Origin of the sequence: Emticicia agri, assembly GCF_004168285.1 — a bacterium.
Taxonomy (GTDB): domain Bacteria; phylum Bacteroidota; class Bacteroidia; order Cytophagales; family Spirosomataceae; genus Emticicia; species Emticicia agri.
In genome coordinates this window covers 45,545-65,686 of the sequence record NZ_SEWF01000028.1, presented here as the reverse complement: position 1 = coordinate 65,686, position 20,142 = coordinate 45,545, and the positions used below count along the sequence as shown (strand labels likewise).

The 20,142-nt window shown below is 40.3% G+C and carries 17 protein-coding genes; 11 read left to right on the top strand and 6 right to left on the bottom strand.

Annotated elements, in window-relative coordinates:
• Positions 1-946 (top strand): IS3 family transposase (locus tag EWM59_RS17940; RefSeq protein ID WP_130022633.1); only part of this gene is annotated, 946 nt, incomplete at its 5' end.
• A 13-nt stretch (positions 947-959) separates the two neighbouring features.
• On the opposite strand, the gene EWM59_RS17935 is transcribed toward EWM59_RS17940, so the two are convergent.
• Positions 960-1,421 (bottom strand): type I restriction enzyme HsdR N-terminal domain-containing protein, encoded by a 462-nt coding sequence (locus EWM59_RS17935; RefSeq protein WP_130022632.1) that lies wholly within the window; start codon positions 1,419-1,421, stop codon positions 960-962.
• An 87-nt stretch (positions 1,422-1,508) separates the two neighbouring features.
• Between EWM59_RS17935 and EWM59_RS17930 the strand changes: the two genes are divergently transcribed.
• Both EWM59_RS17930 and EWM59_RS17925 read left to right on the top strand, forming a co-directional pair.
• Positions 1,509-2,282 carry an AMP nucleosidase gene (locus EWM59_RS17930; protein ID WP_130022631.1) on the top strand — a complete coding sequence of 258 codons (774 nt, stop codon included), beginning with the start codon at positions 1,509-1,511 and terminating at the stop codon, positions 2,280-2,282.
• A gap of 121 nt (positions 2,283-2,403) precedes the next feature.
• Complete coding sequence (locus EWM59_RS17925; RefSeq protein ID WP_130022630.1) at positions 2,404-4,248, top strand: two-component regulator propeller domain-containing protein; 1,845 nt, start codon at positions 2,404-2,406, stop codon at positions 4,246-4,248.
• Positions 4,249-4,859: 611 nt separating this feature from the next.
• Here the strand turns inward: EWM59_RS17925 and EWM59_RS17920 are convergent.
• Entirely contained in the window at positions 4,860-5,249 is a 390-nt protein-coding gene (locus EWM59_RS17920; protein WP_130022629.1) for a VanZ family protein, read from the bottom strand.
• 512 nt (positions 5,250-5,761) lie between these two features.
• Here EWM59_RS17920 and EWM59_RS17915 point away from each other — a divergent pair.
• The 8 genes from EWM59_RS17915 (at position 5,762) to EWM59_RS17880 (ending at position 15,509) form a co-directional block, all read left to right on the top strand.
• Entirely contained in the window at positions 5,762-7,009 is a 1,248-nt protein-coding gene (locus EWM59_RS17915; RefSeq protein WP_130022628.1) for an efflux RND transporter periplasmic adaptor subunit, read from the top strand.
• Positions 7,010-7,068: 59 nt separating this feature from the next.
• The gene (locus tag EWM59_RS17910) at positions 7,069-8,526 is read left to right on the top strand and encodes a TolC family protein (RefSeq protein WP_130022627.1); all 1,458 of its coding nucleotides are present in this window, start codon (positions 7,069-7,071) and stop codon (positions 8,524-8,526) included.
• A gap of 164 nt (positions 8,527-8,690) precedes the next feature.
• Positions 8,691-9,356, top strand: coding sequence for an ABC transporter ATP-binding protein (locus EWM59_RS17905; protein WP_130022626.1), 666 nt, complete (start codon positions 8,691-8,693; stop codon positions 9,354-9,356).
• 211 nt (positions 9,357-9,567) lie between these two features.
• A complete protein-coding gene (locus EWM59_RS17900) occupies positions 9,568-10,821 on the top strand; it encodes an ABC transporter permease (protein ID WP_130022625.1) in 1,254 nt (417 codons plus the stop codon).
• Between the two features lie 39 nt (positions 10,822-10,860).
• The gene (locus EWM59_RS17895) at positions 10,861-12,018 is read left to right on the top strand and encodes an ABC transporter permease (protein WP_130022624.1); all 1,158 of its coding nucleotides are present in this window, start codon (positions 10,861-10,863) and stop codon (positions 12,016-12,018) included.
• Positions 12,019-12,267: 249 nt separating this feature from the next.
• Positions 12,268-12,639: a four helix bundle protein gene (locus tag EWM59_RS17890; protein ID WP_130022623.1), complete on the top strand. Its 372-nt coding sequence runs from the start codon at positions 12,268-12,270 to the stop codon at positions 12,637-12,639.
• A gap of 199 nt (positions 12,640-12,838) precedes the next feature.
• Entirely contained in the window at positions 12,839-14,212 is a 1,374-nt protein-coding gene (locus EWM59_RS17885; RefSeq protein ID WP_130022622.1) for a sigma-54-dependent transcriptional regulator, read from the top strand.
• Positions 14,193-15,509 (top strand): sensor histidine kinase, encoded by a 1,317-nt coding sequence (locus EWM59_RS17880; RefSeq protein ID WP_229239383.1) that lies wholly within the window; start codon positions 14,193-14,195, stop codon positions 15,507-15,509. Before EWM59_RS17885 ends, EWM59_RS17880 begins: the two co-directional genes overlap by 20 nt.
• 124 nt (positions 15,510-15,633) lie before the next feature.
• On the opposite strand, the gene EWM59_RS17875 is transcribed toward EWM59_RS17880, so the two are convergent.
• The 4 genes from EWM59_RS17875 to EWM59_RS17860 all read right to left on the bottom strand — a co-directional run bounded on the left by EWM59_RS17875 (position 15,634) and on the right by EWM59_RS17860 (position 20,011).
• Entirely contained in the window at positions 15,634-16,266 is a 633-nt protein-coding gene (locus EWM59_RS17875; RefSeq protein WP_130022621.1) for an outer membrane beta-barrel protein, read from the bottom strand.
• A gap of 19 nt (positions 16,267-16,285) precedes the next feature.
• Positions 16,286-18,088 (bottom strand): serine/threonine protein kinase, encoded by a 1,803-nt coding sequence (locus EWM59_RS17870; RefSeq protein ID WP_130022620.1) that lies wholly within the window; start codon positions 18,086-18,088, stop codon positions 16,286-16,288.
• Positions 18,085-18,945 carry a Stp1/IreP family PP2C-type Ser/Thr phosphatase gene (locus EWM59_RS17865; protein ID WP_130022619.1) on the bottom strand — a complete coding sequence of 287 codons (861 nt, stop codon included), beginning with the start codon at positions 18,943-18,945 and terminating at the stop codon, positions 18,085-18,087. Before EWM59_RS17865 ends, EWM59_RS17870 begins: the two co-directional genes overlap by 4 nt.
• A 214-nt stretch (positions 18,946-19,159) precedes the next feature.
• Positions 19,160-20,011, bottom strand: a complete 852-nt coding sequence (locus EWM59_RS17860; RefSeq protein ID WP_130022618.1) for a serine/threonine protein kinase — start codon at positions 20,009-20,011, stop codon at positions 19,160-19,162.
• Positions 20,012-20,142: the final 131 nt, after the last annotated feature.

Here is a 20,142-nt window from a genome sequence, read left to right as displayed (position 1 = left end):
AAAAAAAGTACGTTGCCAAACAATCTACGCCCTCAAAGAGGCCAAACCAGCAATAGGTTTAGGACAAATATGTAGAATGTTTGGCATAACTAGACAAGCCTATTATCAGTATTTTTGGAGAGCAAATGATTGTCTGATTGAAGAAGAGTTACTCATACAAAAGGTCAATGCCATTCGTCAGAGACAACCGATGATTGGCACAAGAAAGTTGTATGGAATGCTTCAGGCTTTTATGATTGAGCATCAGATAAAAATGGGCAGAGATGCCTTATTTGACTTATTATCTCAGCATGGACTGTTAGTAAGAAGGAGAAACAGGAAAACAAAAACCACTTTTTCCTCTCATTGGTTAAGAAAATATCCGAATTTAATTAAAGATATTGAGCCTATAAAGCCTAATCAGATTTGGGCATCGGATATTACCTATCTGGAAACAAATGAGGGTTTTGTTTATCTATCACTTATTACTGATACCTATTCAAGAAAGATAATGGGCTATCATATAGCTGATAATCTTTTAGCCATAAGTTCAGTAGAAGCATTAAAAATGGCCTTAAAGAGTTTACCTCAAAAAGTGGATAAATTAATCCATCATTCTGATAGAGGTATCCAATACTGTTCACATGAGTATGTAACCTTATTGCAGGATTATGGCCTACAAATTAGTATGACACAGAATGGCAATCCTTTAGAAAATGCAATTGCAGAAAGAGTAAACGGTATCCTTAAAGATGAGTTCTTGGCTAAAATAATTATCAAAAATCTATCGCATGCGCAAGGCTTACTAAGAGAAATAATAGAGATTTACAATAAAGAAAGACCTCATATGAGTGTTGGACTCTTGACCCCAGAGCAGGCTCACCAAATGGAAGGTAAGTTAGAAAGATATTGGAAAAATTATTATACAAATAAAGGCTGTAAACCTATGGCAGGATTATCAATTTAACTGTAAACTTATTTTAGGACGAGTCACAGACAATATTTCTCCTCGGCAAATCTGGCAACTGTCTAAAACCCTGCGTAGCAAAATCAATTTCAAAGCAGAAGGTTTTCAACCCATTTGTGATAGCAATATGGCGACACCTGAGCGTATGATTATAACGGGAAGCCTGCTCAATTACGGCCTGATTGATAGTTACTTCCGGTGCTTTACATTCAATCAATAAAAAAGGTAAACCATCATTATCAAAAATCACAATATCAGAGCGTTTTTGGAGGCGGTTATATTTTAATCCACCCTCCAGTCGGATAAGGTTTTTAGAGTATTGATAATGATTCACCAGCAGATGCACAAAGTGCTGTCTTACCCACTCTTCGGGTGTAAGCACAAGGTATTTTCGACGTATAGCATCAAAAATGCAGATTTTTCCCTCAATTTCCTTAATTTTGTGTTCGAAAGGTGGTAAGTTCAACTGTATCATCTTTCCTGTTAATAAAGCGTTAAATTATCAAAGCCTTGGATAGGCTTCTGATAATTCACCTAATTTTAAAACAAAAATAAACTTATTATGGAGAAAAAAGAAGAGATTGTTGCAAACTGGCTCCCGAGATACACAGGTACTGCCCTATCAGAGTTTAAACCTTATATTTTACTGACGAATTTTCATAACTACGTAGATATGTTTGCCGAGAAGTTCGAGGTTGAAGTCAAAGGCAAAGATAAACCGATGCAAACGGCTTCGGCAGGGAATATTACTATTATTAACTTCGGTATGGGTAGTGCAATGGCCGCTACTGTAATGGACTTACTCTCAGCTATTCAGCCCAAAGCTGTTTTATTCTTGGGCAAATGTGGTGGTTTGAAGAAAACAACCCGCTTAGGCGATTTGATTCTGCCCATAGCAGCTATCCGTGGCGAAGGAACCAGTAATGATTATGCCCGCCCGGAAATTCCGGCTTTACCTTCGTTTCGTTTGCAAAGAGCCGTTAGTTCGATGATAAAAAAACACGAATTAGATTACCTGACCGGAACAGTTTATACGACCAACCGCCGTGTATGGGAACACGATACCGTATTTAAAGAATACCTGAAAGAAATTCGTGCCATGGCCATTGACATGGAAACCGCCACTATTTTCATTGTAGGTTTTGTAAACGCCATCCCTCACGGAGCCTTATTATTGGTATCAGACAACCCCATGACACCGGACGGTGTAAAAACAGAAGAAAGCGACAAAAAAGTAACTGGTAGCTACGTAAAAAATCATTTACAGATTGGTATAGACTCTTTAGAAGAATTAGCCAACTCAGGCGAATCTGTAAAACATTTGAGATTTGAGTAACCCCTAAAGGGGAACTTTTGATCGGCCGGATAATGCATTAGGGTGTTATTCGGCGTTTTTGTTTTTGTATATTTGTAAGAGAATCTGAGATTATATTAATAGATAAAAACCAAATTTTTTAATGAAATATCCTTCGTTACTGCTGTTGACTTTGTTCTTCTTACTAACTCTTGATACCCACGCACAAAAACTTGTCGGCAAATTAGAGTTTATGGGTAGCCATAATTATATCTCTAAAATTATGATACAAGATACCACAATTTATATTGCCACTGCAGCCGGGCTTGTGATTAGAAATATCAACGGGAAGAAAATAAAAGAATATATGTTTCCCTCTACTATGCCAAGAGATGAGCAGCGTCCGGTCAGAATAAGATATATGGATTTTGATAAAAAATCAAACTTATGGATATGCTTTGAAGATGGCGTAATCAGGAAATTCAATGGAAAATCATGGGAAAAGCCTTTTGCAGACTCCGTTCGCTCTTCATTTATAGCTTTTGATAATGCCGGAAATATGTGGATGAGTAAGTATTCCAATAAAAAAGCGCTATTATCCTACATTGAGAATAATATTGAAAAACTAGATACTACTTCCGGAATAATTGGCGCACCAATCAAATATTTCAAACAACATAAAGATGGAAGGTATTGGTGTGGCACAGATAGGTATACTTACTACAAGGAAAAAGATGGTAACAAGTGGATATATCTGAAGGATTCTTACGGAGATAGCGGCTATCTTTATGAACACCCTATTACTAAAGACTTCTGGTTTGGAACAAAAACAGATTTATATCAATGGAATGGCAAAGAGGTAAAAATACATAAATATGCTGGTATTGCAGGTTCTATTTATGGAGTCACGAGTGATAAAGCAGGAGATCTCTGGTTGTCAATTAACGGAGGGCTTATCCGTTGGAATAAAACAAAAGAGTACAAACAATATTGGGAAACAGGTAAATACCCTCTATCAGGTTTATCTGGAGTAATTGGCACTGATAAAAATGGTAAAATCTGGATGGGAGGGTTTCATGGTCTTCATTGTTTAGACAAAGGAAAATGGACTTCCTATTATGAAGATGGTATTCAGGGATACGATCTACACAGTTATTTATTAGACTCTAAAAACAGGTTATGGCTAGCCACTAATACATCAAGGTTAGCATGCAAAACCAAGGATAAATGGGATTATTATCAACTTTCTCCTTTTTTTAGTCCTAAGCAGGAAACAATTGTATGGAAAATAACAGAGGCCAGTGATGGTACTATATGGTCAGCAACCGGTCATGGTATAAACTTTTTCAATGGAAACATATGGCAACAAGTACCTGAGTTCCATTCAAAATTCAACCGTGAAAGGCCAATACCAATTGGAGAGAAATCACTTGTTATTAGTAAAAACAATGGGGTTTATATTTTAGCGGATCAAGAAATATACAAAAAAGATGGACAATCGTGGCAACCTTTAGGAATAAAAGAATTAAAAATTAGTGCGATACATAATTTTTATGTAGATGCCAATAATACACTCTGGATTTTTAGCATAAATAAAGGTTATAAACTTTTAAAAGTAAAATTGAACGATAAAAATAAGGCAGAATCATTTGAAGAAACGCTGAAAAACGAGGTGTATTGTTTCTTTGAAGACAACCAAAAGAACCTTTGGGTCGGTACGGGCAGAGGTGCTTTTGTTTTAAAAAATAATGCCTGGGTATATTATAATAATTTATCTAATGACAATACCTATGGTAGAGTGCATGGGATTTGCCAGGATAGTGAAGGTGCCTTATGGTTTCTTGTACAAGCAGGTAGTCTTCATATTATAAAGATACAAGATAATTGCCCTGTTTTTCATAAAACTGATTTAGGATGGGGGTTTGTTTCAAATCCTGAGTTCAGGAGTTTTGGCAAAGGTGTTTCTTTCAAAGATAATAGAGAACTGGTAATTTTTACGCCTGAATAATCATCTCTGTTCCTTAAGTATCTCCCGACAGGATGTTCCTCCATACATAATCAAATAAGCTAAGCAACTGGACTCTGAGGTGCCTTAAACTCTTCTGCCCTTAAAGAGTTTTGTGTCAATCTATTTTAGGACGGCAAACTTCGGATAAAGCTAAATTAGTTGATATGAATTTATTAATCCACGGCAATTAATTCAATAAAAAACATTATCCGGTCTTTTAATGCACAAATAGGCAGTGTATTTAAGGCAGAGATAAAGGGGTGTGAGTAGATAAAGTTCTATTCCAAACTCCATTCCATGAACCACTAAATAAATTTTCTGTACTATTCTGAGAATAATACCCGCGTTTTTGTAGATTAGTAGGATTGACTTCTACCAAACCCAAAAACAACATCCATGAAAACCGCTACATTCAGATGTCTGATAGCCGTATTTTTATTGTTTAATAATTTCCAGTACCTTTATCAATTGGCTAAAAAAGCCTGATTTGCTTCAAAAATAAACAACATCAAAAGCTCTTTTGCAGATTACTATAGCCTACAAGGCATCATACGGTGAAAGAATCTCTCAAGTGCGTAATTTAGGCACAGGCACTTAGGATAAAAGTTTTTTCATTCTAAAAACAATTGAACCAGGTAATACATAAATAACCCCATTATTACACCTAAACCATCTGCTACGCCATCATACCAACTAAAGGTTCGTCTGTATTTTCCGGGTAGTTTATCCTGCCATACTTCTAATAGAATACCATAGATGATTCCTATGATAAGGGTCTGAATATAGTTTTTAAATACAAACTGCCAGCAGAATGCCCAGGCAGCGAAGGCTACAAAGTGTGCTATTTTGTCGAGATAACCATTTACTTTAATACCATTACTCACCATACTTTTGCTAATGCCACTGGTAGGCATAGAGAATAGCAAAAATATTACAGCAGTCATACAAAAAGCAGAATATTTACTGGAAAGAAGTGTAATAACTCCTTCTACGATTTCCATAGTATGTTGTTAAAGGTGGTTTAAATATTTGCTAATTTACTACAAGAACATCAGAAAATTTTCAGGCAAAGTATAGAAATAACAGAAACTATTCATTTACCATTTCTTTATGCTGTTGTAATATTGGTTTATCTTTTTCAATGTTTGCTATTATCTTTAGCACAGTATCACATACGGCACAACCTTTTTTTCTTCATCCCAAAACCGCACACCCCGTCCCAGTATCGGACACTTTTCTAAATCTCAAAATCACATAAAATACTCACTATCAATCAATTATCATTTGGCACGTTGATTGGAGGACTTCTATTGTATTTGTTTCAAAAATGAACAGTATCCTCAACCGTGTCATGCGTATACTCGTCCGCAAAAGCGCATGGCACGGTTAAGACGCTTTCAAGACTTATTATTAAGAAGTCTAACAATTACCAACGCATAACCGTGCCACAGCCGTTTGCGGAAGAGTATAGCTGTGGCACGATAAAAACAATATACAAAATTATAAAAAAGCTATGGACAAAGAAATCTCGATACAGGAGGTCCGAAAACAGAAAAGTAAAAACTGGTTGATAGGTATAGTGGCACTTGTGGTTATCATACTGATTGTATGGTGGCTCAGAAATACACTCTCTTCTTCTATTACCAGGGCAGAAATCAGAACAGCTGTTGCCGAAATGGGAGCCGTAGAAAATACACTAACGGCCTCAGGCGAAGTGCAACCCGAGTTTGAACAGGTAATTACCAGCCCTATTACGGCCGTGATTCAGCAGGTAGTATTAGATGCCGGAACACAGGTAAAAGCCGGAGAGAAAATTTTGGAACTGGACAAAGAAACTACCCAACTGACTTTCGACAAAGAAAAAGATGAGGTAGAACTCAAGAAAAACAAAGTGGTGAAACTGCGCCTTGATTTAGACAAAAGTTTTTATGACCTGAAAATAGACGACTCTATCAAGGCCATGAAAATCACGAGCCTGAAAGCTGATGTTGAAAATGCCAAACGCCTGCAAAAAGCCGGAGGTGGTACCCGTGAGGCCATTGAAACCGCAGAAATGAACCTGCGTATAGCTGAATTAGAGAAAAAACAGTTGGAAAACGACATTAGAATCAAGCAACAAACCATGCGTGCTGATATTAAAGACTCTGAATTATCGGCTCAGATTCAGGAGAAACAACTGATGGAGTATCAGAGCAAATTGCAAAAGGCCAATATCATTGCCACACGTCCGGGTGTGCTCACCTATGTAAACAAAAATCTGGGGTCTAAGGTATCGGAGGGTGAAATTCTTGCTCGTTTGGCCGACCTTGGGAGTTTTAAAATAATCGGTTCTATCTCTGATAATTATGCCAATCAGGTAAAAATCGGAATGCCTGTGATTATCCGTATCAACGATACGCAATTGCGTGGGAGTCTGACGAATATTCAGCCATCAGTACAAAACAATATCCTGAGTTTTGATGTGGCATTAGATAGTAAAAGCACCGATTTGCTTCGCCCAAAGCTGAAAGTTGAGGTTTTTCTGATAACAGCCGCCCAGCAGAATGTGGTGCGTGTAGCCAATGGACCTGCGTTTAAAGGTGGTTCGGTACAAGAAATTTTTGTACTGAGAAAAGACGGTAAAGCTGAAAAACGAACGGTAAAAGTAGGACTTGCCAACTTTGATTATGTGGAAATCATAGACGGAGTGAAACCCGGAGAAACAGTGATTATTTCGGATTTGAGCGAATACAAAAACACCAAAGAATTAGAGATTAAGTAATGAACGCCTAATTCACTATTCCTTATTCACTAATTCGTTATTCACCATTCGCAATTATTATGAAACAGCTCATTTACATTATACTCATTTATCTGCTCACCCATACCTATACTTCGCAGGCACAGGGTGTAACAAGACTATCCCTGCCTGAAGTGGTAGAAATGGCTAAAGGGCAGTCTATTGCGGCTCGGCAGGCATCTACTACCAAAGAAACCAAATACTGGGAGTGGCGCACATTTCAGTCGAACTATAAACCACAACTGACTTTGAATGGAAATCTCCCGGCTTTTACCCGTTCGTTTATCGAAGTGGTTCAGCCTGATGGTACCATTCAGTTTCAGCCTGTTCGCTATAATAATTCATCACTGAACCTATCTTTGAGCCAATCGGTGATGCAAACCGGAGGACAAATTTATGCCACTACAGAATTGCAACGTTTTGACGATTTTGCCCGCAAGAATACCCTTTACAATAGTACACCTTTTGCGGTGGGATACTCTCAACCATTTTTCAGATTCAATCCCATGAAATGGGATAAAAAGATTGAGCCTTTGAAATATGACGAAAGCCGTCAGGTATTCATTGAGTCGCTGGAAAAAATTGCAGTTAAATCCACTGAGTATTTTTTTAATCTGCTATTGGCACAGGTGAATCTGCAGATTGCTGAAACCAACTTAGCCAATACGCAGACCATTGTAAAGATAGCCAACGAAAAATACGACATCGGTAAAACAACCCGTAACGAAATTCTGCAATTGCAATTGGAATCGTTGAAAGCACAAAAGGCTATTGCTACTGCCAAACGGGATTTAGAGATTGCCACGCTGAACCTGAAAGCCTATATTGGTTTGCAGACAGATACCCGATTAGAATTATTGATTCCGGCAGATATTTCTACTTTTCCTATCTCAAATCAGGTAGCCTTACAGGAAGCCTTTGAGAATCGTTCAGATGCTATTTCGTTCCGCCGCCTGATTTTAGAGGCTGACCGTGCAGTAGCCAAAGCCATCGGTGATAACGGGCTGAATATGACTTTGACAGCTACTTTAGGCTTCTCGAACAGAGGCTTGACGATACCGGAATTGTATCAGAAACCTCAAAGTCAGGAGTCGGTGCAATTGCAGTTAGATATTCCGATTCTGGACTGGGGACGCTCGAAATCAAGAACTAAAACTGCCGAGGCGCAAAAAAAACTGACAGAATATACAGTTGAACAAGCTAAACAGACTTTCAGGCAGGAAATTTATACGCAGGTTACGCTTTTAGAAATGTTGCGTAATCAGTTAAGTCTGACCGCTCAGGCCGATAGTATTGCTTCTGAAAAATACCAGATTGCGCAAGACCGCTATGTATTAGGCAACCTGAGTATCACGGATTTAAGTATCGCTTTTCAGGAAAAAGACCAGGCCAAACGTGATTACATCAATGCCTTACAGGATTACTGGAAAACACACTATGAATTACGGTATCTGACGCTTTATGATTTTGAAAAGAACCGGAAAATAGCGGTGGAATAATAACGAATTAGCGAATGGTGAATTAGCGAATAAATAATTGCTACAATTTAACATGACCTTATTCACTATCATCATTCGCTAATTAATCATTAAATTATTCACTAATTCACCATTCGCTAATTCGCCATTAACATATTTACCCATTCACTAATTCGCAGTTAATTATGATTAAGTTAAAGAACATCGAAAAAGTTTATCGTACCAGTACTATCGAAACCCTTGCCCTGAACGAGATTAACCTTGAAGTAGGAAAAGGAGAATTTCTCTCTATCATGGGGCCATCGGGCTGTGGAAAAAGTACACTGCTCAACATTATGGGTTTGTTAGATGAACCCTCTAAAGGAGAAATAACCGTAGATAATGAGACTATTAGTGGTTTTTCTGACAAAAAACTGGCGCATTTCCGCAATCAGAAGTTAGGGTTTATTTTCCAGAGCTACCACCTCATTAATGATTTGCCCGTGCTTGATAACGTAGAGTTACCGTTGCTGTATCGGTCGTCGTCGGCAAGTGAACGTACGCAACTGGCCACTGAAGCTCTGCAAAAAGTAGGGTTGAGCAATCGGATGAAACACTACCCTACCCAATTATCGGGCGGACAAAAACAACGGGTAGCCATTGCCCGTGCCATTGTAGGTCGTCCGGAAATTATCTTAGCCGATGAGCCTACCGGAAACCTTGACAGTGCGATGGGTAATGAAATTATGGATATACTCATCAACCTCAACAAGAATGATGGTACTACCATTGTGATGGTAACGCACGACGAAAATATGGCAAAAAAGACCAATCGTCTGGTAAGGCTATTTGACGGAACGCAGGTTATGTGAGGAATTTAGTGATTGTGTGAATGTGTGATTTAGTGATTAATAATAGCATTTTAAAAAATGGTCACTATGGACATGATTAGGCACTATGTTTCACAATAATTCACTAAATTAAAAACAATCACTTATTTACCAGTCGGCATTTGCTCAGTCACTAACTAAAAAATAATCACTCATTCACTCATTCACTCATTCGCTCAATCAATAAATTCTTATGTTAAAGAATTATCTAAAAATAACATTCGCCGTACTGAAACGTAGAAAGTTCTTCACGTTTATCAGTCTGTTCGGCATTAGTTTCACCTTATTGGTGCTGGTAGTCATTACTTCTTTTCTCGACCACCTTGTTTCGGCTGGCTATCCTGAGCTTAACAGGGACAGGTCTTTGTACATCGAAAAAATGTTGCAGCAAGACACCACTCAAAATGGGAGCAGAAGCGGCCCCGTGAGTATGTACTTCATTCAGAATTATGTACTGAAGATGACAACACCTGAAATGATTGGCTTTGCTTCGTACCCGAACACGATTAATGCCTATGCCAATCAGAATAAGGTAAAGTTGATGTATAAATATACAGATGGCAATTTCTGGGACATTACCAGTTTTGATTTTATAGAGGGTAAACCATTTACCAAACAGAATATTGATAATAATGATTATGTAATGGTTATTAACGACGACACCCGTGATAAATACTTCGGTAAGGGGGTATCGGCAGTAGGAAAAACCATGGAGCTTGACAATGTGAACTACCGTATTATCGGGGTTGTGCGGGGCTGTCCTGTTACCCGTATTTATGTGGCTTCAGATGTTTATCTGCCTTATAATACGGCCAAAAGAGACCAGACCAAGAAAGACCTGAACGGCAATTACCTGGTTTTCTTATTAGCTAAAAGCAGCGGTGATTTTCCGAAAATCAAGGCCGAGTTTCAGTCAATTATGAGCAAAGTACCTATCGGTAGTGAAGAAAAGTGGTTCAAACCAAATAAGATAGCCTCTACTGCCGATACTTATGTCGGTTCATTTTTAAGTCAGTTTACACATTCAGACGGCGACACCAAAAAGCAATATCTATACATGGCATTGATAGGCTTCGCTTTGCTTTTCATGTCGTTACCTGCCATTAATTTAGTCAATGTCAATATCAGCCGTATCATGGAGCGGGCTTCTGAAATTGGTATCCGTAAGGCATTCGGGGCTTCATCAAAAGTACTTACCTATCAGTTTATTACCGAAAATATCATTCTCACGCTGATTGGTGGGGTCATTGCGTTGATTCTCTCGGTAGGTGTTATCTATTTTATCAATACCAGTGGCATGATTAACTACGCCGATTTGACCATCAACTGGAAGGTTTTTGTAGTAGCTATCTTAGTAAGCCTGGTATTCGGGCTATTGTCTGGGGTTTATCCGGCATGGCGTATGTCTCGTTTGCAAGTGGTTACAGCATTGAGAGGGGGCGAATAGGCGAAGATTCAATCAATTACATTTAAAATCATTACAACTATGTTTAAACATCTTTTTAAATTAATATGGAAGAAGAAAAAGAGCAATTTTCTGATGATGCTCGAAATCTTTGTTTCCTTTCTGATATTGTTTGCAGTCTGGACACTTAGTTTCTATAACTATCGTAATTATTCAAAGCCTTCAGGCATTGACCACGAAAACGTCTGGGCAGTTTTTATAGATTTTAATACCGATAGCGACAGCCTTAAAAATATCTACCGTGATTTGGTAAGGCAAAAACTAAAAACCTATCCTGAAATTGAAGCCTTTGCGTTCAGTTCAAGTAATATGCCTTATAGTTTCAGCTCATCTAATAACAATATTTCCTATAAAGGCAATACAACTCACGCCGAAATCATGAGCGTTGACCCAAGTTACCCGGATGTACTGAAAATGAAATTAACGGAGGGTCGTTGGTTTACAGAAGGAGACAAAGTAAACAAAATCAAACCTATAATTGTCACGAGGCGTATGAAAGAAGAATTATTCGGTAATGAAAATGCGTTGGGTAAAATAATAGGAGAAAAGGACGACAAAAGACAGGTTGTAGGGGTAGTAAGTCATTTTAAATTTGAAAATGATTTTCAGCCGGAATCCAGTTGTATGATAGAACCTCTCGGTGGCTGGCCATCAGATATGTTGGTACGGATAAAACCCGGCACTACGGTAGAAACCGAAATGAAAATATCAAAAGCACTGGTACAATTAGGCAAAGACTGGTCGGTAGAGATTCAGCACCTCGACAATATGAAAGCCAATAAAAATCGTATCATCTGGGTACCTATCCTGATATTGTTTATTGTATGCAGCTTCCTGATTTTCAATGTGGCATTGGGTCTTTTCGGAGTATTGTTTCAGACCATTAGTCGCCGTAAACAAGAAATCGGCGTGCGCCGTGCCATTGGTGCCACTAAAGGTCATATCTTGTGGCATTTTGTAGGCGAAACAGCCGTTATTACTACTTTCGGCATTATTTTAGGCTTATTCTTTGCCATTCAATTCCCATTATTAAATGTTTTTGATTTAGAGGCTTTTGTTTATATAGTAGGAATTGTGCTGGCAATTATCTCTATTTATGTATTAGTGATTGCGTGCGCTTTATTTCCAAGCAAGCAGGCTTCAGAGATTTATCCTGCTGTTGCGTTGCATGAGGAGTGATTTTGCATAGGGCAGAGGGCATGGAGCAGAGGGGTAAGGGCTTGGAGCAAAGGGCATGGGGTAAGAGTAGAGGGTTGTAAGAGGTATTGAGAATTTTTGCGCAAGGCATAAGGACTAATACTAGAGAGTTCAACCAAGATTTTTACCCTATACCCCATACTCCCTAATTATTACCCCATGCTCCGCACCCTATGCCCCATGCAAAAATTACCTATATTTGTAAAAATAAATACCTAACACTCTATGCTTATGGCTTCGATAAAACGAAAGTTTCGTTTTGAAGATTTAGAAATATGGCAATCAGCCATTGAGGTCGGAGATCATCTTTGTAATATTTCTGATACTTTGGAAAATAAAAAACTTTTTCGTTTTGCAGAACAGCTAAGGGGTTGTGGTATGAGTATTTCGAATAATATTGCCGAGGGTGCGGGCTCTTTTTCTGACAAGGAATTTATTTTGTTCTTAAACTATGCCCGACGTTCCTGCTTTGAAAGTGCCAATATTCTTATCATTCTATTAAGAAGGAATCTCATTGATGAAATGGTGAAAAATCAACTGTTTGAAGAATTAGAAGTGCTAAGTAGAAAAATAACAAATTTCCAGAAAACATTACGTGGGTGATTGGGCATGGGGCGTGGAGCAGAGGGGAAAGGGCAGAGGGTGATTTGCGTAGGGCGTTGAGCGAGGAGGAAATAAAATTATAGAGTATAAAGATTTACTCTTTATTTCCATTTCCATCTTTACCATACCCTTAGCCACCTGCCCACGCCCTATGCTCTTTCCCACCGCTCCTTGCCCCATGCCCTATGCCCTATGCTCCATGCTTCTTATTATCGACGATGACATAGCTGTTAGAACCTCTCTTTCATTACTCATGAAAAAAGAAGGGTTTGAGTTTGTTGCTGTGGGTTCACAGCAGGAGGCTTTGGCGTTTCTGCAACTGGAAGTGCCTGATTTGGTTATTCTTGACATGAATTTCTCGAATGATACGTCGGGTGATGATGGCCTGAGTCTATTAGCCAAAATCAAGAAAATCAATAATGCTATTCCGGTGATATTGATTACCGGTTGGGCTACTATTGATTTGGCCGTAAAAGGTATGAAATTAGGTGCAAGCGATTTTATCAATAAACCCTGGCAAAATGCGCATCTGATGCAATCTATCAGAACTATATTAGATTTATCAGAAAAGAAAACCCTGACCCTGACACGCAAGAAATTAGATGCCCAGTATAATTTCAGTCAGTTGATAGGGGAAGATGCCGAGTTTCTGAAAATATTAGAAACCATTGGCAGGGTTGCCTCTACTGATGCTTCGGTGCTGATTATGGGGGAGAGTGGCACAGGTAAAGAACTGATTGCCGAGGCCATTCACCAGAATAGTCAGCGTAACCGGAAGCCCTTTGTGAAAGTGAATCTGGGGGGAGTTTCTACCAGTCTGTTTGAATCTGAAATGTTCGGACACGTGCGGGGAGCCTTTACAGATGCTCGCTACGACCGTGTGGGGCGTTTTGAAATGGCCAATAAAGGCACAATTTTTCTGGACGAAATCGGTGATTTAGATATGAGCAGTCAGGTGAAATTATTACGGGTATTGCAAGACCGCACCTATGAGGTACTGGGTAGCAGCCGTACCAAAACCCTTGATGTAAGGGTAGTATGTGCTACCAACAAAAATCTGGAAGAAAGCGTACAGAAAAACGCTTTCAGAGAAGATTTGCTGTATCGGATTAACCTGATTACGATTCACCTTCCTCCCCTACGCAAACGTCCGAACGATATTCCATTACTGGTGAATTTCTTTGTGCAGAATCTGCGTGAAATTTATAACCGTCCGAATCTGCGAGTTACACAAGAAGCCATGAAGTGGCTGAAACAATTGCCGCTACCGGGGAATATCCGTCAGTTAAAAAACTTAGTGGAACGCACTATTTTAGTGAGCAACCACGATACTTTAGAAGTAGCCGATTTTCAGGCACAATGGCAACCAACAGCACGCAAACCAAGCTCGGTAGCCTTGCCCGAAGTAGGTAGCATGACTCTTGAGGAAATGGAAGTGCAGATGATACGCAGGGCATTAGAGTTTCATAAGGGAAAGGTAATGACGGTAGCCAAAGCATTAGGCTTGACACGCAGTGCTTTATATCGTAGATTGGAGAAATATAATATCCCGCATGATGAAGATTCGGACTAAGTTTTTACTTTTTATGGTGGTCATTCACTCGGTAATGATTGGCCTTTCTTTCTATATTTTTCAGGATAATAAAGAGATATTTATCGTTTCAGAGGTTTTTGTATTAATCTCTATCTTCATAGGGTGGCAGTTGTACAATGATTTAATTGCACCAATCCGATTATTAATGACGGGCGTCGATGCCATGCGGGACAAGGATTTCAGTGTGAAATTTCTGAAAATAGGCAAGATTGAAATGGATACGCTGATTGATGTGTACAACGGTATGGTTGACCAGCTCAGGCATGAACGGACACAACAGGAACAGCAACATTATTTCCTCGAAAAATTAGTACAAACCTCTCCTACGGGTATTCTGATTCTTGATTTTGATGATAAAATTGCCAATATCAATCCGAAGGTTTGTGAGATATTGGGTATGGAAGCAAAAGACCTGATAGGGCAATCTATTTTTGATTTTGACAAAGTACTGCTACAAGCCATTGGTACCCTGAAAACGGGTGAATCAAGGACGATTTCGTTGAATGGAATCCAGACCTATAAGTGTCAGAAATCGCATTTTATCGACAGAGGTTTCCCAAGGTTTTTTGTAATGATAGAAGAACTGACGGCCGAGATTCTGACCGCTGAAAAGAAAGCCTACGGCAAGGTAATACGGATGATGGCGCATGAGGTAAACAATTCCATAGGCTCGGTTAATTCTATTTTAGATACTACTATTCAGCTACAGGAAAATGAATCAGATATAAAGTATGCCCTTGAAATAGCCATTCAGCGGAACGACCATCTGAATTATTTCATGCGGAATTTTGCCGATATGGTTCGTCTGCCTGAACCTCGCCCTGAAAAAGTAGATTTGAATGAATTGATGAGAAACGCTATCCGGCTGATGGAATTCAGGGCAACGCAATCGGGAATTACCTTGGTGGTACAACTCACCGAAATGCCTTTTCTGATTTCAGCAGATTTGCATCAGTTAGAGCAGGTCGTTATCAATATCATCAAAAATGCTATTGAATCAATAGAAATACGTCAACTACGCAATCGTGATGCTGCTTCTGATGGAGTAATCACTATCCGGACTTCTTATAAGCCCAAGCAATTGGTAATCGTAGACAATGGCATGGGTATCTCGCCGGAAGTAGAGCAACAGCTTTTCTCACCTTTCTTCACCACCAAAGAAAACGGACAAGGCATCGGCCTGACACTCATCCGTGAGGTATTAGTCAATCATGGATTTCAGTACTCTTTAAAGACGAATGAGAATGGTTTGACGGGTTTTCAGATACGGTTTTGATGTTTTTGTTTTTAACCACGGAGTGGCTCGGAGTTAAGCACGAAGCTTACACGGAGGCAAAAAAATACTCTGTGACACTCCGTGCCAAACTCCGAGGTACTCCGTGGTTAAGCCATATATAGTATCAATTAAAAAAATAATTCAACCCTAACCCAAACTGAAAAGTCTTTACATCGGGGCGGTCTTCTATGCCGCTTTCGTTTAAGAGGAAGCTATTAAATTTGCCTAAGTTGGCTCCGCCTTTAAGATTTATGGCAAATCTGGGCGATACAAAGAAATTAATCCCACCGCCCAACGAAAGTGCGCCACCACTCAGTTCATATTTAAACAATTGTCCATTCAACTGCACAGGGCTAACCACCAGATACTGATAATTATAGGCTAATTCGGCATAAGGTCGTACTTTTTGCAGTGTACCTCCAAAATTATAACGGGTTCCTACACCAGCAATGGTCATACCATAAGCGTCCCAGTCGTTCTGAAAAGCAAAAGTATGGTAATCGAGCGTTGCAAAAAGTTCTATATGCTGATTCAGCCCGAAACCTAAGTTGAGCCCTCCCCCGATACCTGTAGGTTCCAGTTCATCTAATTGATTGAAGTATGACGAAATCCAGTGTTTATAGCCACCACTCAGCCCAATATGAAAGCCCTCTGTATTGGACCGCAACGTGAGTGCATCCTGTGCAAAGCAAGAAAGACTTATGGTGGAGCATAACCATGCAAGAGCCATGTATTTTTTTACCAAGATAGTTTTCATAAAGATTATGTTTTTAAGTTTACAGTGTAATAGTTAAGATAGCATTAGCGGTTTTCGGGTCGGGTAAGATGCGCATCCCTCTTGTAAAAACAACAGGTTCAGTAGAACTCCCTGATTTGCCTAAATCAGGACTTCTGAGCGGTACCCAGTCACCATTGACGGCCTGTACACGCTCGGGTCTGAACTCCAGGAATGACTTTCCGGCATCACTCGAACGGGCACTGGTTACTTTTCCGGTAGCTCGGGCACCTGCGGCAATTACCACAATTCCATCTACCCGTATATCGTTCAATACCCGCAGGTTAATACTCTTGCCTCTGATACCCGGGTCGTTAGAAGAAATGGTTTCGTCTAATACCACTGCTACCGATAAGCCCCTGATAGAAACATTCTGCGTATGTTTGGCTTTGGGTTCTTCTCTCACAGGTTCAGGCTCTTTGACTGGTTCTGTTACAGGTTGTTTCACAATAGGTTCAGTAGGAGATGGCTTAGGTTCTTCTTTCTTTTTTTCCTCCTCTTTTTTCTCTATCGGCTGTTTGCCCTTGTCTTTCTCCTTTCCTTTTTCTTTATTGTCTGTCGGAGGTATATTTATAGGTTTGGTTTCTTTTTTTTCAGTCGGATTAACTACCTTATCCAAAGGCTGTTGGAAACCTATATCCTGATTGCTGACCTTTTGCGAATCTGTATTGGCAACTGTCTGCGGAATTACTACTTCAGTAGTGGGAGTAAAACTCTGCTCTTGCTTGTCCGGCTTTTCAGGCGACATAAAGAATACACCACCAATGACAATCATAATCGCCACCAGCACTGCCCCACCTAAAATCATTCCCTCGGTTGATAACATGCTTGATTTAACCGTTTGTACTACTGTTGGCTTAGACCCTGTTTTTCGTTGTTGCTGATGTTCAGCCAATCGGGTCGGGTTGGTATTGGCCTTGGTATACATTTCTGTAGGGGCAATGTTTACTTCTACTTTTTTTGGTTGCAATGTTTGCGGTATTACTTTGCCCGGCGTTACAATTGTACTAAGTAAATAGCGCAAGTCTGCTGCACTTTCAAAGCGTTTTTCGGGTTTCTTTTGCAGCAATGTATCCAGTATTTCCTCTACCTTTTTGGGCAGATTACCTATGCGTGAGCGCAATGGAATTGGCTTCTTAGTGAGAATCTGAGTAATGAGTGTTGAGTCCGTTGAGGCTTCAAAAGGCATTTTGCCAGATAGTAATTCGTACATCAGAACACCAATGGCATACAGGTCTGATTGTACACCTGGCTCGCTGCCATCTAATAGTTCGGGAGCCATGTATTCAAGTGTTCCTACAATTCTATCTGCCCGTGTAAGTCTTTGAGAGCCTACCATACGGGCAATCCCAAAGTCCATGAGCTTCACGATACCGTCACGGGTGAGCATAAGATTAGCAGGCTTTATATCACGGTGCAGAATACCCTTTTCGTGGGCGTGATGCAAGCCATCTAAAGTCTGCATCATGATTTTAAGCACCGACTCCAAGGGTAAGCCTCCGTTTTGCTTGAGCAACTTCTCTAAGGTCATGCCGTCGATATACTCCATTACCATGAAGTTGTCGTTGCGGTCTCTGAGGAAGTTATACAACACAGCCACATTGGAGTGATTCAGCTTGGCTGACAGGATGGCCTCATTGCGGAAACGCTCAAAGAATGTCGTGTCTCGCACCAGATGTGGGTGCAGAATTTTAACTGCCACCGAACGTTGTAACAAGGTATCAGTAGCCCGATAGACGGTTCCCATGCCCCCTTCGCCCAGTAGTTCTTCTACGTTATAATTTTGTATCTTCTGGCCTATCATGGTATGTCAATATTTTCGGTGGGTTTGGCAGGCTGAAACTCTTCGGGGTTTACACGCTCTACCAGCAGCACAGTTATGTTGTCGTGTCCGCCTCTCTGCTTGGCCGCATCTACCATTTGTTGTGCGGCTTCATTCAGCGCAGGAATCGTTAGAAAAGTAGCAATTTCTGCCAGGCTGAAATAGTCGTAGAGTCCATCGCTACAAAGCATAATCCGGTCGTTGTTCTCAAAAAGCGTCGAAATAGCCTGTACATCTACTTCTACTTTGTTGTGCGTACCCATAGCACGGGTCAACATATTGCGGTCGGGGTGCTTTTCGGCCTCTTCTGCCGAAATAACGCCCTGCTGAATGAGTTCCTGCACATAAGTATGGTCGGTTGATAACTGAATCAGTTGGCCATCTTTAAACAGGTACAGCCGACTGTCGCCTACATGTGCCATATACAGCCTATTCTGGCAAATGGCAACAGCCGTGCATGTTGTACCCATTCCTTTTTGCATCACGTTTTTATTAGCCGTTTGCCAGATAGCTCTGTTGGCTTTAGCAAACGCCACAAACAAACTTGATTCTGGCGTATCTTCCTGCTGATAATAGGCTTTGGCAATGGTTTCAACAGCCATTTGCGAGGCTATCTCTCCGGCGGCGTGTCCACCCATGCCATCAGCCACAAGGGCTAAGAAACCTTTTTGTATTCTTATCAGAATTTTTGATGGACGTACAAACCGGGCCGCATCTTCATTGTTGGTGCGTACTCGCCCTACATCGGTTACCACCACCGCCCTCAGGTCTTCTTCTCTGATGGAGTGTTCTTCTGTAGGCTTAGGCTCGCCTCCCGATAACCATTTTTTCCAAAACATCTTTATAGATGGTTAAATGATTGATGTTAAATGTATCTTGCTTATGGTCTCACCGACTGAAGTCGGCGGCTAAGCAAACAAAGGAATAGTTTTAGTAGCGTGATGCGGACCGGGCGTCGGTCGCTTAAGTCCGCATATGTAAGATGATATTTCCATTGTTATCTTAGGCGGCGAATTCTATTCGCTGTCAGTCGCAGTAATTAGGTTTACCATGCTAAAACGCATTCCTCACCCAGTCACTAACCCTATTGAATAAATTATTCGGGTCAGTTTCACCTCTCAATTCGCTTAAAAGTGCTTCGGCGGTCATGCGTTTTTTAGGATTATGCTGTAACAATTTCTCTATCAGCCGCTTGCTCTTTTTTGAAATATGCGGATTAATCAGATTCGGTGCCATGTACTCGCCACGCTCAATTCTGATACGGGTTTCTGTGTCTGTTTTGCCGTCAAAAGGCAGTTGTCCGGTCAGCATTTCGTAGAGAATCACACCTAATGCCCAACAGTCTGACTGTACATTCCCTTTGCCCTGAAACTGTTCAGGAGCCATGTAGTACGATGTACCAACAATATATCCCTCCTGTGTAAGTTTGGGGGTATAAGCGGCTTTGGCAATACCAAAATCCAACAGCTTTACCACACTCTCTTTGGTTACTTTGATATTAGCAGGTTTTAAATCCCGATGAAAAATGGTATTGGTATGCAGGTGCGCTACTGCGGCAGCCATTTGTTCCAATACTTTCCAGACAAAGGTTTCAGGCAATGCTCCCTGTCTTTTTATGAGCCTTTCGAGTGTCAGTCCCTCTACATACTCCATTACAATGCAAGGGATGCCATTTTCGACCGAATACTCGTAAAGTGCGGCAATATTCGGGTGCTTCACCGACGATTGCACATAGGCTTCATTACGGAAACGCTCTACCTGGTCGATACGATTCAGTACTTTTACAGCAGCAGTCTGACGAGAGTGTTGATGTTGTGCCTGATATACTTCTCCCATCCCACCCGAACCCAACCATTGCGTGAGTATGTATCCTCTGATATTCTTATTTAAAAATGGTTCCTGCATGTTGAGATAAAAATTAATTGAGTGATTTATTGAATGATTTAGTGATTAAATAATTCACTGTAATCGAGTTGCTACTATGCATACAAATGCACGGAGACACCCAGTCTATATTCCACAATTATTCCTTCGCT

What these genes read in the sequence shown, in the direction of transcription:
- EWM59_RS17875 (WP_130022621.1), bottom strand. Translation starts at nt 16,266, where the DNA reads ATGAAAACTATCTTGGTAAAAAAATACATGGCTCTTGCATGGTTATGC.
- EWM59_RS17860 (WP_130022618.1), bottom strand. Translation starts at nt 20,011, where the DNA reads ATGCAGGAACCATTTTTAAATAAGAATATCAGAGGATACATACTCACG.
- EWM59_RS17930 (WP_130022631.1), top strand. Translation starts at nt 1,509, where the DNA reads ATGGAGAAAAAAGAAGAGATTGTTGCAAACTGGCTCCCGAGATACACA.
- EWM59_RS17925 (WP_130022630.1), top strand. Translation starts at nt 2,404, where the DNA reads ATGAAATATCCTTCGTTACTGCTGTTGACTTTGTTCTTCTTACTAACT.
- EWM59_RS17865 (WP_130022619.1), bottom strand. Translation starts at nt 18,945, where the DNA reads ATGTTTTGGAAAAAATGGTTATCGGGAGGCGAGCCTAAGCCTACAGAA.
- EWM59_RS17935 (WP_130022632.1), bottom strand. Translation starts at nt 1,421, where the DNA reads ATGATACAGTTGAACTTACCACCTTTCGAACACAAAATTAAGGAAATT.
- EWM59_RS17915 (WP_130022628.1), top strand. Translation starts at nt 5,762, where the DNA reads ATGGACAAAGAAATCTCGATACAGGAGGTCCGAAAACAGAAAAGTAAA.
- EWM59_RS17910 (WP_130022627.1), top strand. Translation starts at nt 7,069, where the DNA reads ATGAAACAGCTCATTTACATTATACTCATTTATCTGCTCACCCATACC.
- EWM59_RS17880 (WP_229239383.1), top strand. Translation starts at nt 14,193, where the DNA reads ATGATGAAGATTCGGACTAAGTTTTTACTTTTTATGGTGGTCATTCAC.
- EWM59_RS17890 (WP_130022623.1), top strand. Translation starts at nt 12,268, where the DNA reads ATGGCTTCGATAAAACGAAAGTTTCGTTTTGAAGATTTAGAAATATGG.
- EWM59_RS17885 (WP_130022622.1), top strand. Translation starts at nt 12,839, where the DNA reads ATGCTTCTTATTATCGACGATGACATAGCTGTTAGAACCTCTCTTTCA.
- EWM59_RS17900 (WP_130022625.1), top strand. Translation starts at nt 9,568, where the DNA reads ATGTTAAAGAATTATCTAAAAATAACATTCGCCGTACTGAAACGTAGA.
- EWM59_RS17920 (WP_130022629.1), bottom strand. Translation starts at nt 5,249, where the DNA reads ATGGAAATCGTAGAAGGAGTTATTACACTTCTTTCCAGTAAATATTCT.
- EWM59_RS17895 (WP_130022624.1), top strand. Translation starts at nt 10,861, where the DNA reads ATGTTTAAACATCTTTTTAAATTAATATGGAAGAAGAAAAAGAGCAAT.
- EWM59_RS17870 (WP_130022620.1), bottom strand. Translation starts at nt 18,088, where the DNA reads ATGATAGGCCAGAAGATACAAAATTATAACGTAGAAGAACTACTGGGC.
- EWM59_RS17905 (WP_130022626.1), top strand. Translation starts at nt 8,691, where the DNA reads ATGATTAAGTTAAAGAACATCGAAAAAGTTTATCGTACCAGTACTATC.